Raw genomic sequence first — 22,948 nt, forward strand, 5'->3', positions numbered from 1 at the left:
GTGGTTTCTGTATCAAATATAACTAAGCGATGGTTCTTCGATTGGTTCACAACAGCTCCTATGCGACACTAAGCAGATATATATTCTAGTTTAACAAAGATATGGTAAAAGAAGTTCACTTGTTTACCGATGGCTCCTGCTTAGGTAATCCAGGCCCTGGCGGCTATGCCGCGCTATTGATTTATCAACAGCATCAAAAAGAATTAAGCCAAGGTTATCGGCTTACCACCAATAATCGCATGGAAATGCTCGCAGCCATTGTCGGTTTAGAAAGTCTACGGCAGAGTTGCAAGGTGATACTAACCACCGATAGCCAATATCTGCGCCAAGGCATTACACAATGGATCCATCATTGGAAAAAGCGCGGCTGGAAGACGGCAAGCCAACAAGCGGTCAAAAATGTCGACCTATGGCAACGCTTAGATAAAGTCAGCCAAATCCACCAGATAGAGTGGCGCTGGGTGAAAGGGCATGCAGGGCATATTGAAAATGAACGAGTCGACCAACTCGCGCGCAGTGCTGCCACTGCACAAACGCTACAAATAGATTGCGACTACGAACAATTACAGCCTATCCCCCCACCGACGAAGTCACCGGGATCCGTCGTTTAACTCGCCAAGCTTTTTTAATCGGTGTTAAGGGGGCCCGACGTTTTCGAGCGACAATGAAATAGGCCGATGCTGTGACACGAAAATAGCGTTTTCCCCAGCGCTCAAACCATTGCGGTGCAGGTCTGCTATTCACAAAAGAAGTATACCCAAAACGCTCATCATTAAGCACTTCAAAACCCAGTAAATTAAGCCAATCTTTTACCCTTGCTGGTGTAAACATACGGCACGACCAAGGGAGTCCTCGCCGCCTAAACGGAAAGTAACGCCTTAGCCCCAATAAGCTAAAAGGATTAAATCCACTAATAATCAGATAGCCATCGGCAGTTAAGACTCGCTCAACTTCACGTAATACTTGGTGGGGATCTTTCGAAAAATCGAGGCTGTGGGCCAACAAGCAAAGATCTAAACTGCTTTCTTGAAAAGGCAACTGTTCAGGCTCTGCCCTCAAACCAATTAAATGACCGCGTTTTGCCACATTCAGTTGATGACGGATCATCGAAGCATGACAGTTAAGTTGCGCGCTCAGATTTCCTAATTTTAGTAGATGATAGCCAAATACCGCAGGTAAATATTGATCAAGCAAACTTTGCTGTTGATCCATCAACCAATCACCTAAGGGCAGTTCCTGCCAAAAGTCGGGGCTGTCAATTACGTCACGAATTTTCGCGGGCTTCATCAATTCCTCATACCAATCTACTGCAGTTAAGGCAATAATGCGTCATCGACTTTAACGACAGAGATAGCATAATGCAAATCATCCATATTCCAGCATTCAGCGATAATTATATTTGGTTAATCAAAGAACCCAATAGTGATGCCTGTACGGTTGTCGACCCAGGCGATGCGGAACCAGTACTGCAACGTTTAGCGGAAATAAATGGCCGCCTGAGTAACATCCTCATTACCCATCATCATCATGATCATATTGGCGGCGTCAATCAACTTCTCAAGCATTACCCAGAAGCACAAGTATTTGCACCGAATAACGCCAAATATCAATTTGCTCACACCATCGTCACAGATGCCATGACAATCCACCCCACAGGCTTGTCGCAGTCATTCACGGTTGTTGCATTACCAGGCCATACTTTAGACCACGTAGCCTACCAATGTAATCAGCATATTTTTGTTGGAGACACTTTATTTTCAGCCGGTTGCGGTCGATTGTTTGAAGGCAGCGCCGAACAAATGCATCACTCACTAAATAAATTGAAAGCTTTAGATCCGCAAACCTTATTGTATGCCGCCCATGAATACACCCAAGCCAATTTGCAGTTTGCTTTAAAGGTTGAACCCGATAATAAGCGATTAATCACATACCAACAAGAAGTTAGTAAACAGCGACAAATGGGCTTACCAACCCTGCCCACAACGCTTGAACAACAACTAGCGATCAACCCTTTTCTACGCTGTGAGCAAACTAGCATTAGCAGCGCCGTAAGCTTAGCGCAGATGCAAGCACTCACCAATGAAGTGGCGGTATTTACCAGTTTAAGATCATGGAAAGATCGCTTCTGACTTGCTAATTCATCTAGACCTAAATACCATTGTCAGCTATTTGAAACGAACGGATCACTCATGAAAGCGCTCATCATTAGCCTTTTTTCTTTATTATTGGGCGCTTGCCAACTTATTACACCTAGTTCCGACAACGGTATAGCACAGCAACCAGGCGCTGATACTCGGTCCGAATCAACTTCGCAAGCGTCAGAAATTGATAGGCCTTCGAGTGAAAGCTTAATCGCACCACAAATCGCAGCAGCGGCTGAGCCAGTGGTACCGATAGTATATGATGATTTATGGCAACGAATTGAACAACAATTCGAGCTTCCACTACCACAAAAAAATAAGCGCCTACAAGCCCAGCTCAATTGGTTTTTAAAACACCCAGATTACATGGCTCGGGTATCCAAACGTGCAGCCCCTTACCTGTACTTCATTGTAGAAGAAATCGAACGCCGAGACATGCCGCTAGAATTGGCGCTATTACCCATTGTCGAGAGCGCATTTCAGCCCTTCGCATACTCGCATGGCCGCGCTTCAGGTATTTGGCAAATTATTCCCGGCACCGGGACTCGCTTTGGCCTTGAGCAAAATTGGTGGTATGACGGACGGCGAGATATTTATGCCTCAACCCGTGCCGCGCTTGATTATCTCGAGTATTTAAACAAGTTTTTTGATGGTGATTGGCTACATGCTTTAGCGGCATATAACTCCGGTGAAGGTCGAGTACAGCGGGCGATTAGAGCCAATAAAAAGAAAGGCAAACCAACCGACTTTTGGTCTTTAGACTTACCCAGAGAAACCCGTGCTTACGTTCCAAAATTATTAGCACTGAGTCAACTATTACAACATCGTATCGAGTATAAGATAGACGTGCCCGCCATCAGCAATAAACCCTACTTCAGCCAAGTCGATACCCACAGTCAAATTGATCTCGCACTCGCCGCCGAGTTAGCAGATATCAAACTGCAACAACTTCACCAACTCAATCCAGCATTTAACCGCTGGGCCACAGCACCTAATGGGCCACACTATTTATTAATACCAAAAAAGAAAGCGGCTAATTTTGAATTCGCGCTTGCCTCTTTAACCAAACAAGACCGCATGCAATGGGCTCGCTACAAGGTTAAATCTGGCGACAGTTTGAGTGTCATCGCTAAACGTTATAATACGACGAGCAAACAGATCAAAGAATTAAACAAACTCAGCAGCAATAAGATCAAAACGGGTCAGCACCTATTAGTCCCGGTATCATCACGTAAACAAAGCGCTTATACACTCAGTCAAACGCAACGCTTAGCCAGTAAACAAAAAACACCGCATGGCGATATCAAACTAAGCTATCGCGTAAAATCAGGTGACAGTTTTTGGAGTATTGCCAAAGCCCACCAAGTCAACCATCGTGACATCGCGAGCTGGAATGGTATGGCCCCTAGCGATATGCTAAAACCAGGTCAAAAACTGATAATTTGGCAAAAAACTAAACTAAATGACCAGCGGATCCAAACCATCACCTATCAAGTGCGAAACGGTGATTCCTTATCACGGATCGCCCAAAAATTTAAGGTCTCGGTATCAGACTTGCTCAAGTGGAATAAACTCAACAAAAATAATTATTTAAAGCCAGGGCAAAAACTAAAGTTATATATTAACGTAGCTGAAGTGAGTGCTTAGTAAAACTAAACTTTGCCCATAATGCGTTGTGATCAGAAGCATCGCTCACGATACTTTTACTCTGATCAAGCTTAAGCCCTCGGTAAAAGATATGATCTAAGGCCTGACCATAAAAGCGACTCCGCTGATCGGGCCTAAAGATTACTTCATTCAACTGATATTGATGCGCGAGTTGCTTCAGCAGGGTTAAACGTTCAGAACTCCAAGTATTAAAGTCTCCGGCTAAAATCATTGGCCCCTCATAGCTGGCTAACCAAATATTAAGTTGTTGTAATTGTTCACGGTAATCCTGTTCGCCCCAAGTAAAATTAATGCTATGGATATTCACTAACAGCAAATCTTTGCCCTGCCAATGATAATGCTGAATCAAAGCAGATTTCGGTACTCTTATCCATGGCTCAGCTCTCAGTACAACACAACTATCTAAGCTCGCCTGCTTGGCTAGGTTCATGACACCAAACCCATCGCCGAGCCACTCAAAGGCGATTGCCTGATAACGATACCACTGTTGCCGATCGGGCCAAAGCCTCATTTGTTTACGGCTCGCTTCCTGTAATAAGATGAAATCCGCTTGCTGACTCAGCTGACTCAGCGTAGCCAACCAGGAGTGCTGCTGCCCTTTATAACTATTCCAAACCAATAAAGAAAATGACGTTTTATTGGGAGGCCTTGGCGCAAATTCAGCGGAAGCAGCTGTATATTCTAAGCTTTGATTTTCACAGCCAGTCCATAAGGCTTGAGCTTCGATAGAGCAGAACAGCAAAATCACAGTAAAACACCGAATCATGGTAGCAAACCAGAAAGTCTTCAGTTTGTTCGGCGATTTGTGCAGCATAACTTCTTTGTTGAGTCCATCATTGGTGGTCATATAATGCCCTTGAATTCCATCAAACTTGTGGGCCTTTACGCTAAAAAGAAAGTCTAGCGATATCAGAAATATGCGACATACTTTAGCTATCATCTGCCAAGGAAGATCCGAATGCAATCAGCAAAACCGAAGATCTTAGTCCCAATATTTGCCGGAGGTGGGACTCGCTTACCCGCCCATATTGGCATTCTGGCGGCCCTAAAAGAACTGAATGTCCAGTTTTCGCATATTGTCGGAGTATCAGGCGGCAGTATCATCAGCGCCTTATTTGCCAGCGGCATGACAATTGAACAGATTAAGGCTATCGCACTAGACACCGATTTTGAACAATTTAAGGGATTCTCACTACTGAGCTTATTACGTAACGGTGGATTGTGCTCAGGAGACAAATTTGAAGCTTGGATAGATGATTTACTCGGCGGAGTCACCTTTGAGGAACTCCCCGTGAAACTACACGTGGTAGCCACCGATGTTCGTTCCGGTTCACCGGTCGTGTTCGACGCGATTCAAACTCCCAAAGAAAAAGTATCTCGAGCGGTGCGATTTTCTATGTCGATCCCCCTTATCTTCTCTTTTAAGCCCTATCGAGAACACTTAATGGTCGATGGAAGTATCCTATCCGAAGACGCTTTACATCAAGACTGGGCGACCGACGGGACGCCAGTGATCTGTTTTCGCTTACGTGGAGACAATGACATCAAACCCCTGCAAACCAACGGTATATTTCCTCTAGCGGCTTATATTTCACTGCTTATTCGAACCTTCATGACCACCATTTCCCGCGAATATGTCAATGAGAAATTTTGGCATCGAACTATCGTAGTCAATACCGGAAATACCTCACCAGTAGACTTTCACCTTACCGATGAAGCCAAACTCAAGCTATTTGATAGTGGCTATCAAACTGCAATTCAAATCGTACCGACCAAGATTTGGCATCAACAATGCCCACTCCCCCAAACCCAACATAACCACGACTAGCTCAAACTTTCCAAAAAAAATACACTTTATTAACATTCACTTAACTTTGGCTGTAATCTAAAAGCTACACTAGAATACAAAGTTGTATCAACAAAAGAGAGCAGCATTATGTCACTCACCATCAAACATCGGTTAATATTCTTAGCCCTCGCGCCAGTGCTTATCTTGGCCACCAGCATGCTCGCGTTGACCATTTCTGAAACGCAAAAACTCAGCCTCGCTCAATCGGTTGCTACTAAACAAAGTATGCTGCAAATGAAAAAAGCTGAGCTCAAGTCCTATATGGATATGAGTTATTCTGCCATCGCCGAAATATACGAAAATGGAGGAACGCTCGAACAGGCTTTACCAATCCTGAAACGCCTTGAATATAGTAACAGTGGTTATATTTTCGGCTATACCAACCAAGGTGTTCGCGTGTTCATGGGCGGGGTGGATAAAGGGATCGGGGATAACTTTTGGGATCTGCAAGACAAACAAGGACAATACTTAATTCAAGGCCTGATTAAAGCATCAAAAAAAGGCGAGTTTTATACTTACTATTTTCCCAAACCGGGAAGTGATATCGCCCAGCCCAAACTAAGCTACGCCATTTATCTTGAGCGTTGGCAATTAATGCTTGGTACCGGTTTTTATACCGATGATGTTGATGCGGTTGTTTCCCAATTACAACAACAAGCAGAACAAAGCCTAAAATCTTCCATTACTTTTATAACAATTACTGCATTGATCTTATTAGGTCTAGCGCTACTGATTGGCTATCTTGTCAATAGGAGCATCATGACCCCACTACAAGACCTCAATCACTCCTTTAAAAAACTCGCCAGTGGCGATGCCGACTTAAGTGCTCGCCTGGAAACACACTACGTGCATGAGTTTGGTCAATTAGCAACCAACTTCAACGCTTTCATGTCTTTATTACATGAAATTATTAACATGGTTGGCAAAGTCGCCCGTGATGTCGCAGGAGAAACAACCTCTATGTCCAAGCGTGCAAATTCCGTTGACCAATTGTTAACAGAGCAGCGTGAAGAAACTGAACAAGTGGCCACTGCAATGACCGAAATGACCGCTTCTGCACACGATGTCTCAGACAATGCCACCCAGGCGGCAAGCTCAGCCCATCAAGCGGATGTTAACGCAGAGCAAGCAATGAACACGGTTGGTAGTGCGGTAGTAACGGTAAAAGACCTGGCAGAAGAAATTGCCCAAGCCAGTGAGGTCATCAGTAAACTCGAAGGTGATGTACAAAATATTTCTTCAGCTTTAAGCGTAATTCAAGCGATTGCCGAACAAACCAACCTACTCGCTCTCAATGCAGCGATTGAAGCCGCGCGAGCTGGCGAACAAGGCCGAGGGTTTGCCGTTGTTGCCGATGAAGTCCGCCAGCTTGCCAGTCGCACCCAACAAAGCACCGGCGAGATCCACACCATGATCGAACGATTAAAAAATGGCTCTGATGCCGCGGTTACGGCCATGGACACGAGCCAACAACGTAGTACTGAAGCCGTCACTGGTGCCGATGCTGCCAATAATGCATTACTCTTGATTAAACAATCCATTCAACACATCATGGATATGAATGCATTGATCGCAACTGCCACCGATGAACAAAGCCACGTAGGGCAAGAAATATCACAACGCATCGTACATATCGCCGATAAATCCAGCCAGTCGACAGCACTCGCTCAAGAAAACCGCAGTGGTAGCAGCAAATTAAAACAACGAGCGGAACAATTAGAAACCTTAGTAAATCGCTTCACCTTATAAAAACTACAAACCCATATGTTTAACCCTAAAGATTGAGGAACGAAGCTAAGCACAACAGAACTAGAGACTTTCCAAGGCCAATATATCGACCTTGGAAAACTCATCTCATAAATAGCCAAATAGAGCTATGAACTCCATTTGGCTATCCATGAGATGAAAATAAACACAAGTTATCGATCCCCCCAAGAAAACTCAGAGTCATGCCATCATCTAGCAACAGTTAATTATAAAACAAACAGTAAATATATCCGTTATTTATACTACAAAAGCCTAACATAGCTGCCGATAAATCGATTATGCTGGCATTAATCCGTAATCTAAATAACTCATCATTAAAACATCAAGTTGAGAACCAGGAAGGATCCACGTATGTCTCTAACTATCCGCCAACGTTTATCGGTGTTAGCTCTAGCGCCGGTGTTACTCTTAGCTGCGAGTATGTTGCTACTCACTTATCACGAAACCCAGAAACTAAACCAATCTCAAAGCATTGAAACCGAGGCCAGCTTAATTGAGATGAAAAAGGAAGAGCTCAAAGCCTACCTCGATCTCAGCTACTCAGCAATCGTTCACATCTACGAACAGGGGGGAGCTTGGAGCAAGCCGCGCCTATCCTAAGAAATATAAAATTTGGCAAAAACGGCTACTTATTTGCCTACGATTCAAAAGGCAAGCGCTGGGTACTCGGACAGAGTGATAAAGGACTCGGTGATAACTTTTGGAACTTGCAAGATAAAAAGGGCCAATACTTCATCCAAGGTCTAATAAAAGCTGCCAGACGTGGCGAGTTCTATACCTATTACTTTCCAAAGCCTGGTAGTGATGTTGCTCAACCGAAGCTTAGCTATGCCATCTACCTTGAGCGCTGGGATCTAACCATCGGAACTGGTTTTTATACGGATGATGTGGATACGCTCATCTCAAGCTTAAAAGAACACTCCGAACAAAGCCTACAATCATCGATGTTATTTATCAGCTTAATCGGCCTGGCCTTGCTGATCGTTGCCACAGTAATTGGGTATGTAATCAACCAAAGTATCATGGCACCTTTACAAGCCTTAAATCAGTCCTTCGCTAAGTTAGCCAGTGGTGACGCCGACCTAAGTGCTCGCCTAGAAACCGATTACGTCCACGAATTTGGTCAATTGGCAACGAACTTCAATTCCTTTATCGCGTTATTGCATGAGATTATCGGCATGGTTGGAAAGGTCGCGCATGATGTCGCCACAGAGACCGCCTCAATGTCTCAACGAGCCAGCTCAGTTGACCAACTACTGGTTGAACAGCGTGAAGAAACCGAACAAGTCGCTACCGCGATGACCGAAATGACAGCCTCAGCCCATGATGTCTCCGATAACGCAAACCAAGCGGCACACTCAGCTCAAGAAGTCGACAGCAATGCCGAACAGGCGATGAACACCGTTGGTAGTGCCGTCACCACCGTACAGTCACTCGCCGATGAAATCGCCCAAGCCAGTGAGGTGATTAGTAAACTCGAAGGTGATGTACAAAATATTTCTTCGGCCTTAAGCGTAATTCAAGGGATCGCCGAACAAACCAACTTACTCGCCTTAAATGCAGCGATTGAAGCCGCGCGAGCCGGTGAGCAAGGCCGAGGATTTGCGGTGGTTGCCGATGAAGTCCGCCAGCTTGCCAGCCGCACTCAACAAAGCACTGGCGAGATCCACACCATGATCGAACGTTTAAAAAATGGCTCCGATGCCGCAGTTTCTGCCATGGACAGTAGCCAACAACGCAGTACTGAAGCGGTGAGTGGTGCCAATGCTGCCAGCGATGCACTGCAATTAATTAAACAATCGATCCAGCACATCATGGATATGAATGCACTTATCGCAACCGCCACCGATCAACAGAGTCATGTCGGACACGAAATATCACAACGGGTCGTGCAAATTGCCGACCAATCCAGCGAGTCTGCTACTTTGGCCCAAGAAAATCGCAGCAGCGGTCTCAACCTGAAACAACGCGCCGAAGAACTCGAAGCACTCGTGAAACGCTTTACTTTATAAGCCACTCGCTTAAGGCAAGCCAATCGCGACATAAAAAAGCCACCTTACGGTGGCTATTTTATCAACGAGCGCTTTAACCTACGTTAACCCGTGCGTTGCGGAAGATCCGCATCCAAGGACTATCTTCACGCCAATCATCCGGGTGCCAGGAGTTGGCAACCGTCCGGAACACCCGCTCTGGGTGAGGCATCATAATCGTCACTCGACCATCGGCAGTAGACAGCCCGGTAATACCTAAAGGCGAACCATTCGGGTTGGCTGGGTATTGCATGGTCGCATCACCATAGTTGTCCACATAACGCAGTGCAACCGTACCACTTTGCGCCAGTGCGTCGAGGTGAGCTTGGTCACGCACTTCCATCCGCCCTTCACCATGCGATACAGCGATGGGCATTTGTGAACCCGCCATCCCATTCAAAAAGATTGATGGCGATTGCTGAACTTCCACTAGACTAAAGCGAGCCTCAAAACGCTCTGATTCGTTGCGCACGAAACGTGGCCACAAATCAGCGCCTGGAATTAATTCACTTAGATTAGACAGCATTTGACAGCCGTTACAAACCCCCAAAGCGAAGGAATCATTGCGTTGGAAGAATTGACTAAATTGCTCACGAGCCCGCGAATTAAACAGGATGGACTTCGCCCAACCTTCACCCGCGCCCAAAACATCACCATAAGAAAAACCGCCACAGGCCACTAAACCTGCAAATTTATCTAAGCTGACGCGCCCTGCCAGTATGTCACTCATGTGCACATCCACCGCAGCGAAGCCCGCCCGGTCAAAGGCGGCGGCCATTTCGTGATGCGAGTTCACTCCTTGCTCACGCAAGATAGCCATTTCTGGTTTTAAACCTTTAAGGATATAAGGCGCAGCAACGTCTTCATGGATGTCGAAGCTTAAGCCCACATTTAAACCAGGGTCGGCAGCATCTAGCTTGGCATCAAATTCTTGCTTGGCACACTCAGGGTTGTCACGTAAGGCTTGCATCTGATGGGTGGTTTCCGCCCAAATGCTCCGATAATGAGTGCGAGTATTGGCAAGCACCACTTCCCCATTGCGAGTAAAGCGGATCGCATCATCGCTATTGAGTGAGCCAATCACATGACTACAGCTGGCTAAACCATGACCAGCCAAGATATTAAGTACCGCTTCTTTGTGTTCAGTTTTCACCTGAATCAAAGCGCCTAACTCTTCACTAAATAATACATCAACCACTTCACCTGCTAACAAATCAAGCGCGATATCCACGCCACAGTGACCAGCAAAAGCCATCTCTGCAACCGTGGTAAACAAGCCACCATCACTCCGGTCATGATAGGCTAGCAATTTCTGTTCTGCGGTTAATACCTGAATCGCATTAAAGAAACCTTTTAATAACTCTGGCGAATCCACATCAGGAACTTGATTACCCAGCTGCTTATAAACCTGAGCCAAACAGGATGCGCCCATGCGGTTTTTACCCTGACCTAAATCAATCAAGATCAAGTCGCTATCGCCTTGGTCATTACGCAACTGCGGCGTGACCGTTAAACGAATATCGTCAACTTTAGCAAAAGCACTAATAATCAGTGAAAGTGGTGCCGTAACCGACTTCTCTTGGCCATCTTCTTGCCAAGCAGTCTTCATCGACATCGAGTCTTTGCCCACCGGAATAGTAAGCCCTAGCGCTGGACATAACTCTTCGCCCACCGCTTTGACTGCTGCATAAAGTCCCGCGTCTTCGCCGGGGTGGCCAGCAGCCGACATCCAGTTAGCCGATAACTTGATATGATTCAGTGAACCAATGTTTGTAGCTGCAATATTGGTTAAGGCTTCGGCGACCGCTAAACGCGCCGAGGCGGCATGATCAATCAAGGCCGCAGGGGTACGCTCGCCCACAGACATCGCTTCACCATGATAGCTATCGTAACTGGCGGCCGTTACGGCGCAGTTGGCAACCGGCACCTGCCAAGGGCCAACCATTTGATCTCGCGCCACCAGTCCAGTTACACTGCGATCACCAATGGTAATCAGAAAGGTTTTCTCAGCAATCGTTGGCAAACGCAATAAGCGTTCAGCCGCTTCACCTAGCTCAATTTTTGCGGTATCAAAAGCGGGACCGTTAAAGCGAGCGCTTTGCACATCGCGATGCATCTTCGGCGCTTTACCCAGTAAAACTTCCAAGGGCATACGGATCGGATCATTAGCAAAGTGCGAATCATGCAAAACAAGGTCACGCTCTTCGGTCGCCACGCCAATCACTGCGTAAAGTGCCCGCTCACGCTTACAAATCGCGTCAAATACCTCGAGGTGTTCCGGAGCAACCGCTAACATATAGCGCTCTTGTGATTCGTTACACCATATCTCTAAAGGTGACATGCCAGGCTCATCATTCGGAACCGCGCGCAGATCAAACACACCGCCACGGCCACCGTCATCGACCAGCTCAGGACAAGCATTGGATAGGCCACCAGCACCAATATCGTGAATGAAGGCAATGGGATTATCGTCCCCCATTTGCCAACAACGATCGATCACTTCCTGACAACGGCGTTCCATTTCTGGATTTTCTCGTTGCACCGAAGCAAAATCGAGATCTTCGCTGGATTGGCCAGAGGCCATCGAAGAGGCTGCACCGCCGCCAAGTCCAATATTCATAGCTGGGCCACCCAGCACGATGATTTTGGCTCCGACTGGAATTTCGCCTTTTTCTACGTGATCTTCGCGAATATTCCCCAAACCACCAGCCAACATAATGGGCTTGTGATAACCGCGAACTTCTTGGCCGTTAAAACTTTCCACTTGTTCTTCGTAAGTACGGAAGTAACCTAAAATATTCGGTCGACCGAACTCATTGTTAAAGGCCGCGCCACCTAATGGCCCTTCAATCATAATTTCTAAGGCGTCAACGATGCGGCTTGGCTTACCAAAATCACTTTCCCAGGCTTGTTCAAAACCAGGAATACGCAGATTACTGACGGTAAAACCAACCATACCAGATTTAGGTTTTGACCCTCTGCCAGTTGCCCCTTCATCACGAATTTCACCACCAGAACCGGTTGCGGCACCAGGATAGGGAGAAATCGCCGTGGGATGGTTATGAGTTTCAACCTTCATCAAAATATGGATTGCTTCTTGATGGTAGTTATATTGTTTAGTTTCACTATTCGGGAAAAAACGCCCAGCCACCGAACCAGTCATTACCGCGGCGTTATCTTTGTAGGCAGATAACACATAATCACTATTCAACTCATAGGTATTTTTGATCATTTTGAACAAAGACTTAGGCTGTTTCACCCCGTCAATCGTCCAATCTGCATTAAAGATCTTATGGCGACAGTGTTCCGAGTTTGCTTGCGCAAACATCATCAACTCGACGTCATTCGGATTACGCTTCATCTTCTCGAAATTTTCCACTAAGTAGTCAATCTCGTCATCCGCAAGCGCCAAGCCCAAGGCTTGGTTGGCTTGCTCTAAAGCAGCCTTACCGCCACCAAGAATATCGACCGATGCAAAAGGCGCTGGGCTAGCATGTTCAAATAAAGCCGCCACCGACTCCATTTCAGCAAATACAACTTCCATCATGCGATCATGAATTAAAGCCTTCACTTGGCTCAACTGAGCTTCGTTTAAAGTCTCAGTTGACTCAATATAATAAGCTATCCCGCGTTCTAAACGTTGCACATTGCTTAAACCACAATTGTGCGCAATATCGCTCGCTTTTGAGGACCAAGGAGAAATAGTGCCTGGGCGAGGAGTGACTAATAGTAATTGCCCTGCAGGTTGATGTTCCGCAATAGTCGGACCATAGGTCAACAGCTTATCCAATATTTGCTGCTCGACATCGCTTAAATCATTAGCAATATCAGCAAAATGCATAAACTCAGCATAAATAGAACTAATGTTCAGATCTTGCTCTGCGCAACGTTTTAGCAATTGCGCAACTCGAAACTCAGACAGTGCAGGTGCACCACGTAGTACCAACATATTAATGTGCTCGCTTTTCCAGATGGAGGTGGGAGGGGGAAAATTGCGCGTATTATAGATAAAAACCGCCACAATGGTAAACAAAACGTTAGCTTAACGAGGAAAAGCAAGCTTAATGCTAGACAGCTAGCCAGATATCCATAAAATCAAAGCTAATTATAGAAATAGGAAGCACATTAGATGATGAAACAGCAGCGCTCAGCAATCTTATTAGCGTTGCTTGCCTTATTGTTTTTACAAGGCTGTGACCCAAAACCCTTTAGTTCTGAGCTGGAGCAGATCCGTCAACGTGGTAAACTGCGAGTCGGCACCTTATATAATCAGCAGGTATTTTATTACGACCAGCATGAACAACCTGCTGGTATGGAATATGAGCTGCTGGAAGGTTTTGCTACCTACTTAGGTGTCGAGTTACAGATGGTGCCACTCTATAATCAAACCGAACTGTATCGTGGATTACAGCATCAACAGGTCGACTTACTGGGCGCTGCGCTTTCCCCAACACCGGCACTCGCCGAAAACTTTCGCTTCTCACCAGAAATTTACCAAGTAGATGCCAAGGTGGTTTATAAAAAGAACACCTTTAGACCACGAGATATTAGCCAGGTGGATGCGCCCATATGGATCACCGCGGGAAGTTACCATCAACCCTTGTTAAACGCTTATAAAAAGGACAATCCCGAACTAGAAATTGAAGTCACTGATCGTCTGGATAGCAGCGAATTACTAAAAAGCATCGTCGATGAAGAGATCCGTTTTGCCTTGGTCGACAATACGACCCTCTCCCTACATCAACGCTTTTATCCGGATTTAGCCGAAGCCTTTACCCTTCATCAGGGCGCTCCCGTGGTATGGATGGTGAAACGCTTCAGTGATGACAGCCTCTATAGCGCGTTAATCGAATACATCGGTCAAAAGCACGCAAACGGCGATATTACTCAACTCTATGAACGCTATTTAGGCCATATTCAGCGATTTGACTATGTCGATACCCGAGCCTTTTTACGAGCAACAGCATCTCGCCTACCTAAATATAATAATTGGTTTAAACAATATGCGGGACAGCTAGATTGGCGTTTGTTAGCCTCTGTCTCCTATCAAGAGTCTCATTGGCGACCTCAGGCTAAATCATTTACCGGCGTGCGTGGTATGATGATGCTCACCCTCCCCACAGCAAAATCGGTGGGTGTGACCAATCGACTCGACCCCGAACAAAGTATTCGCGGAGGTGCGCAATACTTAGAAAAGCTGATTGAAAAAGTTCCCGATAGTGTTCATAACGAAGATCGGATCTGGTTTGCTTTAGTGGCCTATAATATTGGTTTTGGTCATATGCTGGATGCCCGCAGAATCACTCGCATCCAAGGGGGCGACCCAAATGCGTGGGTAGATGTCAAAGAAAGTCTACCCTTGTTAATGCGCAAGAAGTGGTACCAACAAACCCGCTACGGCTATGCACGAGGACAAGAAGCCTATAACTACGTGAATAATATTCGGCAATATTACCAAAGCTTGTTATGGCTAGAAGCGCAGAAAAAAGAAGAACAGCGCCAACAGCAATTAATACAAAATATGCAGCCCCCCTTAGACGATAACTTCGAAGATGAGCATAATATTCCGAACAAAATAGAGGTAAGCACCAAAGATTAGAGAATCATCTTGACGAAATGTCATAATTTTGTCATGTTTTACACTTAATCTTGCTTAAGATTAAAATGTAAAAGCGTCCTAGAGAGGATAGTATGATAAGAAGAAAACGTGTTACCCTTCATTCGCCACGTCGCCGTATTCAATTGGCTCGTCAGCATCGTAAGGTTTTATTAAGACAACGCTCTTATGCCTTGTCAGAGATGGAGTTCGTCAGTTACGCTGAATAACTCACTTTAACTGTTGTTTTTTTCGCAACTTATGTTGTTCACGACGACCGCGAAAAAAACGACTAAGTTTCTCACTACAACACTCCGCTAATATCCCTCTTTCAATCTCAACACGATGATTTAACTGTTCTGTGTCGACAATATTAAACACACTACCAGCAGCCCCCGTTTTTAAATCCTGAGCACCAAATACCAGGCGTTTTATTCGGGCATGAACCATTGCACCAGCACACATCGTACAAGGCTCGAGAGTGACGTACAGGGTTGTATCAAGCAGCCGGTAATTCCCAATTTTTTTTCCCGCTTCACGTAGCGCCAATATTTCAGCGTGAGCCGTGGCATCATTCAGAGTAATGGTTTGATTCCAACCCTCTCCAACCACTTTCCCTTGATGCACGACCACAGCCCCCACTGGCACTTCACCTTGTTGTTCAGCTCTATCGGCTAAAGCCAAGGCATGCTTCATCCAGTCTATATCTGTCGTATCCAAAGGCTTTCTCAGCTTCAACAAAATCGGGTCGCTATTGTAAACCTGAACCACTATAAGTTGAAAGACACTCTGCCCTTTGTTTTTATAACAGGAGATTAATATCAATTTGATGAATAATATGATCAACTTATTGCACAGAATAAATCGGCCAGCCACGAGGTATAAAGTGCTGTCATTGGTCGCTCTAATTACAAGGCGTATAACGCTACTACGGCGATTTAGGCCCGTAAAAATGAACAGATAATTCGTCATACCGAAAGCCATTAAAGCTCAACGAACAGCGCATCCTCATGCCAACTAGGCACACTTACTCTATAACTTGATTTTTTGGCAATAAAAAAGCCGACCAAGGTCGGCTTTTTTCGTTCAGTAAACCCGCTTATTCAGCAGGGGTTTCCACGGCGGCTTCAGCTGGTGCTGCAGCTTCTTTAATGCTCAAGCGAACGCGACCCTGGCGGTCTACTTCCAACACCTTAACTTTAACGATATCGCCAACAGTCAAGTGGTCCGAAACGTTAGCAACTCGCTCTTGAGAAATTTGCGAGATGTGAACTAAACCATCTTTACCTGGAAGAATTTCAACGAATGCACCGAAGTCTGCAAGACGAACCACTTTACCTTCGTAGAATTGACCCGCTTCAACTTCTGCGGTGAGCTGCTGAATACGCTTAATCGCTTCTTGCGCTTGCGCGTTGTCAGTTGCGGCAACTTTCACGGTACCGTCATCTTCAATTTCAATAGTGGTGCCAGTTTCATCGGTCAATGCACGAATAGTTGCACCGCCTTTACCGATCACATCTTTGATCTTCTCTGGGCTGATCTTAATGGTGTGAATACGTGGTGCAAATTCTGAGATCTCTTCACGAGAAGTACCAATCGCTTGGTCCATCACACCCAAAATATGTAAACGCGCGCCTTGTGCTTGACGTAGGGCGATTTCCATAATTTCTTTGGTGATACCTTCAATTTTGATATCCATCTGCAATGCAGAGATACCTTCAGAAGAACCCGCTACTTTAAAGTCCATGTCGCCTAGGTGATCTTCATCACCTAAAATGTCAGAAAGCACAACAAAGTTATCGCCTTCTTTCACCAGACCCATTGCGATACCCGCAACCGAAGCTTTAATTGGAACACCAGCATCCATCAATGCCAATGAGCTACCACAAACCGAAGCCATTGAGCTTGAACCGTTTGATTCAGTAATTTCTGAAACTACACGTACTGTATACGGAAACTCCTCAGAACTTGGCATTACCGCAGCAACACCACGTTTTGCCAGACGACCATGACCAATTTCACGACGTTTAGGTGAGCCAATAAAGCCAGTTTCACCAACACAGTAAGGAGGGAAGTTGTAGTGCAACATAAAGCGAGAGGTTTGCAAGCCAGCCAATGAATCAATCATCTGAGCATCACGTTCGGTACCTAAAGTACAAGTCACTAAGGCCTGAGTTTCACCACGAGTAAAGACCGCACTACCGTGAGTCCGCGGTAATACACCAGTCATCACGTCCAGTGCGCGGATCATATCAGGTTCGCGACCATCGATACGAGGCTCGCCAGCAATAATGCGTGAACGCACTACATTTTTCTCTAATTTACCGAGTTCATCGCCAATATCTTGTGAGTCAAGTTCAACATCTTCGGCACTAATGGCTTCGATTACTTCTTTCTTGATTTCGCCAACTTTCGCATAACGCTCAGCTTTATCGGTAATTTGATAAGCGGCAGTTAATTTTGCTTCAGCAAGTACCGCGACTTTATCTTTAAGTTCAACGTTAACTGCCGGCGCTTGCCAATCCCATGCGGGTTTAGCTGCTTCTTCACATAGTTCTTTAATCGCAGTAATGACTGCATTCGATTGCTCATGACCGTAGACTACCGCGCCTAACATCACTTCTTCAGATAATAGCTCAGCTTCAGACTCAACCATCAATACTGCACTTTCAGTACCCGCAACAACTAAATCTAGTTTGCTTTCTGGTAGTTCTTCGGTGGTTGGGTTAAGAATGTAATTACCATCAATGTAACCCACTCGAGCCGCGCCAATCGGGCCATTGAATGGAATACCAGAAAGGCTTAACGCTGCAGAAGTACCAATCAAAGCCACAATATCAGGCTGCACTTGTGGGTTGACAGACACCACGGTCGCAACAACTTGAACTTCGTTGACGAAGCCTTCAGGGAACAGTGGACGAATTGGACGGTCAATCAAACGTGCGATTAAGGTTTCATCTTCTGAAGGGCGACCTTCGCGTTTGAAGAAACCGCCAGGAATTTTACCTGCTGCGTAAGTACGTTCTTGGTAGTTCACAGTCAACGGGAAGAAATCTTGGCCAGGCGTAGCGGTTTTCTTACCCACTACCGATACAAATACTGTTGTATCATCCATAGTTACCATTACAGCAGCGGTTGCTTGACGAGCGATTGCGCCAGTTTCGATGGTGACTGTATTCTCACCGTATTTAAACGTTTTTACGATAGGATTCACGTGAATTTCCTTTAATTTATGTGCTCTTTTAATTCGCGCTAAAGTATAAAACAATGCTATGCCAAAAGATAACTTTATCCTTACTAAAACCGTTGTTATCGGGCTGGTTTTATGAATTTTATTAAGCGAACGAAAAAGGGAGCCATTAGGCTCCCTTTAGATATTCTGTTTTGCTAAGGTCTATGATTAGCGACGTAGACCTAATTTAGCGATCAATTCAACATAGCTCGCTTGATTTTTACGCTTCAAATAGTCAAGCAATTTACGACGTTGGCTAACCATACGTAGTAGACCACGACGACTGTGGTGATCGTGAATGTGCTTCTTGAAGTGACCTTGCAAATGGTTGATTTGTGCAGTTAACAAAGCAACTTGAACTTCAGAAGAACCAGTGTCTCCTGCTTCACGCGCGTATTCTGCAACGATTGCTGCTTTTTCTGTGCTACTTAGTGACATACTAACTCCTAAAAATTTAAATTTACTCATCGCCAATCACTAACTCAGCGATGAAGGACGCGCATTATATAGCGCTAAATTTGTAGTTGCAAGCGAAACACTTAACTATCGACGCTCTGAATTAAGCGCTTCGGTGCGACCAAACCATCATCATTCAGCTGGCCTATTCCCACAAAACGAGCAGGCTCACCAATGGTGATTCTAAATACATCATTCAGCGGCGCACCGGTAACTTGTAGTGCTTGTCCCTGCATTAAGTAGCCGCCTAAGTCTTCAGGAATGTTTACCTCAGCTAAATGCGCAACCGCCGAATCCATCGGCAACAATAGCGGGTCTAACAACTCTTTAGGTGCAATCTCGCTTTGATTCGCTTGCTCTAACAGCGCATCAAGCTGCTCGGGAGTCACCATCCGCTCACTTGGGTAATCAGCCACCTGTGAGCGATGTAATTTCACCACATGCGCACCACAGCCAAGCATCTCACCTAAATCATCAATAATGGTACGAATATAGGTACCTTTACTGCAATGAACATCCAGAGTCAGCATATCCCCATCAAGCGCAATTAAATTATTCTCGTAAACCGTAATCGGTCGAGCCTCGCGCTCAATCGTGATCCCTTCCCGGGCATAACTATATAAAGGCTTACCATTATGTTTTAGGGCTGAAAACATCGATGGGACCTGATTAATGGGTCCGCGAAATGAAGCTAAAGCCTGCTCAATTTGAGTTTTAGTCACCTGAACTGGGCGCGTGTCGACCACTTCACCATCCGAGTCTGAAGTATTGGTTCGAACACCTAACTGAGCCGTCACCTGATAACGCTTATCTGAATCGAGTAAAAACTGAGAAAATTTAGTCGCTTCACCTAAGCAAATCGGTAACATACCGGTAGCCAGTGGATCAAGTGCGCCAGTGTGTCCAGCCTTCTGGGCGAAATAAATACGCTTCACTCGCTGAAGGATACCGTTTGAGGAGACCCCCGTCGGTTTGTTTAGCAGTAAGATGCCATCAATCGCACGGCCCTTTTTTCTGCGCCCTTGCCCCATTACTCGCCCTCTTTCGCTTGCTCATCTGATTGTTCTTCTTCAAGAGTACGACCCGATGCAGCGGCTTTCTGCTGATCATTTTTCACTGCGCTACTCGCCAGCTCAGTCATCCTCAAACCTTCACGTAAAGAACCATCATATTGGAAACGTAGTTCCGGCACTGCACGTAGACGCATTGCTTTGGCTAACAAGTGGCGAACATAGGGTTGATGTTCACTTAACGCTTCCAAGCTAGCTTTAACCGCTTCTTCACTGTCGTCTAAGAAAGTGACAAACACTTTGGCATAGGATAAATCACGGGTCACATCAACGGCAGACACCGTGACCAGACTTAAACGGGAATCACGTACTTCGCGTTGTAATATCACCGCGACTTCTTTCTGAATTTGTTGGGCCACCCGGTCTGGACGGCTAAATTCTCTAGGCATCATTATTCTCCTGATACCACTCCCATAGGGAGCGTAGAAACAACAATGGGGGCGCAAGCCCCCATTTAAGAGATATCGTTAAACCTTACACCTAAAGTGTACGTTGAACTTCAACAATCTCAAATACTTCAATTTGGTCGCCAGCACGAACATCATTATAGTTCTTCACGCCGATACCACATTCCATACCGTTACGAACTTCGTTCACATCATCTTTAAAGCGACGTAATGATTCAAGCTCGCCTTCATAGATAACAATATTATCACGTAATACACGAATAGGATTTGAGCGCTTCACGCTACCTTCCAGAACCATACAACCAGCAATTGCACCCAGTTTTGGTGACTTAAATACGTCACGAACTTCAGCTAAGCCCATAATTTGTTGTTTGAATTCTGGCGCTAATAGGCCGGTCATTGCGCTCTTCACTTCATCGATCAGATCGTAAATTACACTGTAGTAATGTAAGTCAACATTTTCTGATTCGATAATACGGCGAGCGGTCGCATCGGCACGAACGTTAAAGCCAAGCACAATCGCATTTGAAGCGGCAGCTAAAGTCGCATCAGTTTCGGTAATACCACCAACACCACGGCCAATGATACTAACTTTGACTTCATCAGTAGACAATTTTTGCAATGAATCCGAAATCGCTTCTAGTGAACCTTGTACATCAGACTTCAAGACAATATTTAATTCTTGAACTTCACCTTCTTCCATGTTGGCAAACATGTTTTCTAGTTTAGATTTTTGCTGACGCGCTAGTTTCACATCACGGAATTTACCTTGGCGATACAAGGCAACTTCACGCGCTTTTTTCTCATCACGAACAACCGTTGCTTCATCACCCGCTTGCGGAACACCAGAGAGACCAAGAATCTCTACAGGAATAGACGGTCCGGCACCTTCGATGTCTTTACCATTTTCATCTTTCATGGCGCGAATACGTCCGTACTCTAAACCACAAAGTATAATGTCACCACGTTTCAATTGGCCATGTTGAACCAAGATTGAAGCTATCGGGCCGCGGCCTTTATCAAGACGAGATTCGATGACCACACCCGATGCAGCACCGACATGACTCGCTGTAAGCTCTAATACATCAGACTGCAATACAATGGCTTCTAAAAGCTCATCGATCCCTTCACCACTTTTCGCCGAGACGTGAACAAACTGAACATCACCACCCCAGTCTTCTGGGATAACTTCGTGTTGAGAAAGCTCATTTTTGACCCGATCCGGATCAGCGCCTTCTTTATCCATCTTGTTCACAGCAACCACTAACGGAACGCCAGCTGCGCGAGCGTGCTGGACGGCCTCTACAGTCTGTGGCATCACACCGTCATCAGCAGCAACGACTAATACCACGATATCAGTCGACTTAGCACCACGAGCACGCATAGAGGTAAACGCCGCGTGTCCAGGAGTATCTAAGAAGGTGATCATGTTACCATTAGTTTCTACATGGTAAGCACCAATGTGCTGGGTGATACCGCCAGCTTCACCATCGGCAACTTTAGCGCGACGAATATAGTCAAGTAAGGATGTTTTACCGTGGTCAACGTGGCCCATGATGGTCACAACTGGCGCACGGGTTGTTTTCTCACCCGTCGATTCAGCTTCTTGCATCACTTGTTCTTCAAGCGCGTTTTCTTTAACCAGCACCACTTTATGACCAAGCTCTTCAGCAACCAAAGTTGCAGTTTCTTGATCGATGACTTGGTTAATGGTTGCCATTGCACCCATCTTCATCATCGCTTTAATGACTTCGGTCGCTTTTACCGCCATTTTAGAGGCTAGCTCGCCGACAGAAATGGTTTCACCAATGCGCACTTCACGTTCTACTGGTTGAGCTGGTTTGTTAAAACCATGCTGCATTGCTGTAGGCGTAGCCACTTGACGTTTGTTTCCTTTGCGGCCACCACGACGAGAGTTGTTATCGTCGTTTTGCTTCGCTTTACGCTTCTTACGACGAGGAGCTTCGGCTTTTTGCTCTTGCTCATCTTCAGCAGCACGCGCATAAGTAGACGTTGTTACATGGTAATCAGCTGACTCTTCTCGCTTCTTACGTAGTTTTTCTTCTTCAGCCCAGCGCGCAGCGTTTTCAATCGCTAGCTTTTTAGCTTCTTCTGCTTTTTTCTCAGCTTCAGCTTCAGCTTTAGCCACTGCAGCTTCTTCTTGCTTGCGTAAAATATCAGCCGCTTCTTTCTCTGCAGCTAATTGCTCTGGTGATTTTGCTGCATCGGCCTGTTGCTTCTCAGCTTCCTTCGCTTTAGCGGCTTTCGCTGCAGCGGCAGCTTTTTCTTCGCGTTTCACTTTTTCTTCAGCTTCGCGCTTAGCATTTTCTTCAGCCGCTTTCTTAGCCGCTTCAGCTGCAACTAAACGTGCTTGTTCTTCCGCTTCAAGACGCGCTTTTTCTTCGGCTTCTTGTTTCGCTTGCTCTTCTACGGTGCTACGTTTGACATAAGTGCGTTTTTTACGCACTTCAACTTGCACTGCGCGCTTACCGCCGCTACCCGCGACACTCAAGGTGCTCTTGGTGGTGCGTTTAAGTGTCATACGGCTTGGAGAGCTCTCTTCGCCGTGCTGTTGTTTTAGATGCTCAAGAAGCTTAGCTTTCTCTTCTTGAGTCACCGAGTCCGTTAAAGATTTCTGAATGCCTGCATCTGCAAATTGCTGAATTAGCTTATCTTCGTTTGTTCCCACGTCGGTCGCGAGTTGTTTAATTGAAACTTCTGTCATCGGGCTA

18 protein-coding genes are annotated in these 22,948 nt (G+C 45.7%); 9 read left to right on the forward strand and 9 right to left on the reverse strand.

Annotated features, from left to right (window positions below):
* The first annotated feature begins 101 nt into the window (after window positions 1-101).
* Window positions 102-611 carry a ribonuclease HI gene (gene rnhA, locus ACRRSY_RS16330; RefSeq protein ID WP_432463641.1) on the forward strand — a complete coding sequence of 170 codons (510 nt, stop codon included), beginning with the start codon at window positions 102-104 and terminating at the stop codon, window positions 609-611.
* On the opposite strand, the gene ACRRSY_RS16335 is transcribed toward rnhA, so the two are convergent.
* On the reverse strand, window positions 571-1,287 hold the full coding sequence (locus ACRRSY_RS16335) for a class I SAM-dependent methyltransferase (protein ID WP_432463643.1): 717 nt from the start codon (window positions 1,285-1,287) through the stop codon (window positions 571-573). The two genes, rnhA and ACRRSY_RS16335, sit on opposite strands and share 41 nt — an antisense overlap.
* Window positions 1,288-1,358: 71 nt before the next feature.
* Between ACRRSY_RS16335 and gloB the strand changes: the two genes are divergently transcribed.
* On the forward strand, window positions 1,359-2,129 hold the full coding sequence (gene gloB, locus ACRRSY_RS16340; RefSeq protein ID WP_432459859.1) for a hydroxyacylglutathione hydrolase: 771 nt from the start codon (window positions 1,359-1,361) through the stop codon (window positions 2,127-2,129).
* A gap of 60 nt (window positions 2,130-2,189) precedes the next feature.
* The gene (locus ACRRSY_RS16345) at window positions 2,190-3,788 is read left to right on the forward strand and encodes a LysM peptidoglycan-binding domain-containing protein (protein ID WP_432459860.1); all 1,599 of its coding nucleotides are present in this window, start codon (window positions 2,190-2,192) and stop codon (window positions 3,786-3,788) included.
* Here ACRRSY_RS16345 and ACRRSY_RS16350 read toward each other — a convergent pair.
* Entirely contained in the window at window positions 3,763-4,656 is an 894-nt protein-coding gene (locus tag ACRRSY_RS16350; protein WP_432463644.1) for an endonuclease/exonuclease/phosphatase family protein, read from the reverse strand. The two genes, ACRRSY_RS16345 and ACRRSY_RS16350, sit on opposite strands and share 26 nt — an antisense overlap.
* A 111-nt stretch (window positions 4,657-4,767) precedes the next feature.
* Between ACRRSY_RS16350 and ACRRSY_RS16355 the strand changes: the two genes are divergently transcribed.
* From ACRRSY_RS16355 to ACRRSY_RS16370, 4 genes are all read left to right on the forward strand, one after another.
* On the forward strand, window positions 4,768-5,637 hold the full coding sequence (locus ACRRSY_RS16355) for a patatin-like phospholipase family protein (RefSeq protein ID WP_432452190.1): 870 nt from the start codon (window positions 4,768-4,770) through the stop codon (window positions 5,635-5,637).
* Window positions 5,638-5,745: 108 nt separating this feature from the next.
* The gene (locus ACRRSY_RS16360; protein ID WP_432452189.1) at window positions 5,746-7,407 is read left to right on the forward strand and encodes a methyl-accepting chemotaxis protein; all 1,662 of its coding nucleotides are present in this window, start codon (window positions 5,746-5,748) and stop codon (window positions 7,405-7,407) included.
* 369 nt (window positions 7,408-7,776) lie between these two features.
* Window positions 7,777-8,025: a hypothetical protein gene (locus ACRRSY_RS16365; protein ID WP_432463645.1), complete on the forward strand. Its 249-nt coding sequence runs from the start codon at window positions 7,777-7,779 to the stop codon at window positions 8,023-8,025.
* Complete coding sequence (locus tag ACRRSY_RS16370; RefSeq protein ID WP_432463647.1) at window positions 8,001-9,437, forward strand: methyl-accepting chemotaxis protein; 1,437 nt, start codon at window positions 8,001-8,003, stop codon at window positions 9,435-9,437. The genes ACRRSY_RS16365 and ACRRSY_RS16370 overlap by 25 nt, the downstream gene beginning before the upstream one ends.
* A gap of 73 nt (window positions 9,438-9,510) precedes the next feature.
* On the opposite strand, the gene purL is transcribed toward ACRRSY_RS16370, so the two are convergent.
* Window positions 9,511-13,404 carry a phosphoribosylformylglycinamidine synthase gene (gene purL / locus ACRRSY_RS16375; RefSeq protein ID WP_432452187.1) on the reverse strand — a complete coding sequence of 1,298 codons (3,894 nt, stop codon included), beginning with the start codon at window positions 13,402-13,404 and terminating at the stop codon, window positions 9,511-9,513.
* Between the two features lie 180 nt (window positions 13,405-13,584).
* Between purL and mltF the strand changes: the two genes are divergently transcribed.
* Window positions 13,585-15,054, forward strand: coding sequence for a membrane-bound lytic murein transglycosylase MltF (mltF, locus tag ACRRSY_RS16380; RefSeq protein ID WP_432452186.1), 1,470 nt, complete (start codon window positions 13,585-13,587; stop codon window positions 15,052-15,054).
* 92 nt (window positions 15,055-15,146) lie between these two features.
* Window positions 15,147-15,281, forward strand: a complete 135-nt coding sequence (locus ACRRSY_RS16385; protein WP_432452185.1) for a hypothetical protein — start codon at window positions 15,147-15,149, stop codon at window positions 15,279-15,281.
* Window position 15,282: 1 nt separating this feature from the next.
* On the opposite strand, the gene tadA is transcribed toward ACRRSY_RS16385, so the two are convergent.
* From tadA to infB, 6 genes are all read right to left on the reverse strand, one after another.
* Entirely contained in the window at window positions 15,283-15,771 is a 489-nt protein-coding gene (gene tadA, locus ACRRSY_RS16390) for a tRNA adenosine(34) deaminase TadA (protein WP_432452184.1), read from the reverse strand.
* Window positions 15,772-16,150: 379 nt separating this feature from the next.
* Window positions 16,151-18,265 carry a polyribonucleotide nucleotidyltransferase gene (gene pnp, locus ACRRSY_RS16395; protein WP_432452183.1) on the reverse strand — a complete coding sequence of 705 codons (2,115 nt, stop codon included), beginning with the start codon at window positions 18,263-18,265 and terminating at the stop codon, window positions 16,151-16,153.
* 186 nt (window positions 18,266-18,451) lie between these two features.
* Window positions 18,452-18,721, reverse strand: a complete 270-nt coding sequence (gene rpsO / locus ACRRSY_RS16400; protein ID WP_432452182.1) for a 30S ribosomal protein S15 — start codon at window positions 18,719-18,721, stop codon at window positions 18,452-18,454.
* Window positions 18,722-18,822: 101 nt separating this feature from the next.
* The gene (truB, locus tag ACRRSY_RS16405) at window positions 18,823-19,770 is read right to left on the reverse strand and encodes a tRNA pseudouridine(55) synthase TruB (RefSeq protein WP_432463648.1); all 948 of its coding nucleotides are present in this window, start codon (window positions 19,768-19,770) and stop codon (window positions 18,823-18,825) included.
* Entirely contained in the window at window positions 19,770-20,198 is a 429-nt protein-coding gene (gene rbfA / locus ACRRSY_RS16410) for a 30S ribosome-binding factor RbfA (protein WP_432464730.1), read from the reverse strand. The genes truB and rbfA overlap by 1 nt, the downstream gene beginning before the upstream one ends.
* 91 nt (window positions 20,199-20,289) lie before the next feature.
* A complete protein-coding gene (gene infB, locus ACRRSY_RS16415; RefSeq protein WP_432452180.1) occupies window positions 20,290-22,941 on the reverse strand; it encodes a translation initiation factor IF-2 in 2,652 nt (883 codons plus the stop codon).
* Between the last annotated feature and the right edge of the window lie 7 nt (window positions 22,942-22,948).

Origin of the sequence: Agarivorans sp. QJM3NY_33, from assembly GCF_050870865.2 — a bacterium.
Lineage (GTDB): Bacteria > Pseudomonadota > Gammaproteobacteria > Enterobacterales > Celerinatantimonadaceae > Agarivorans.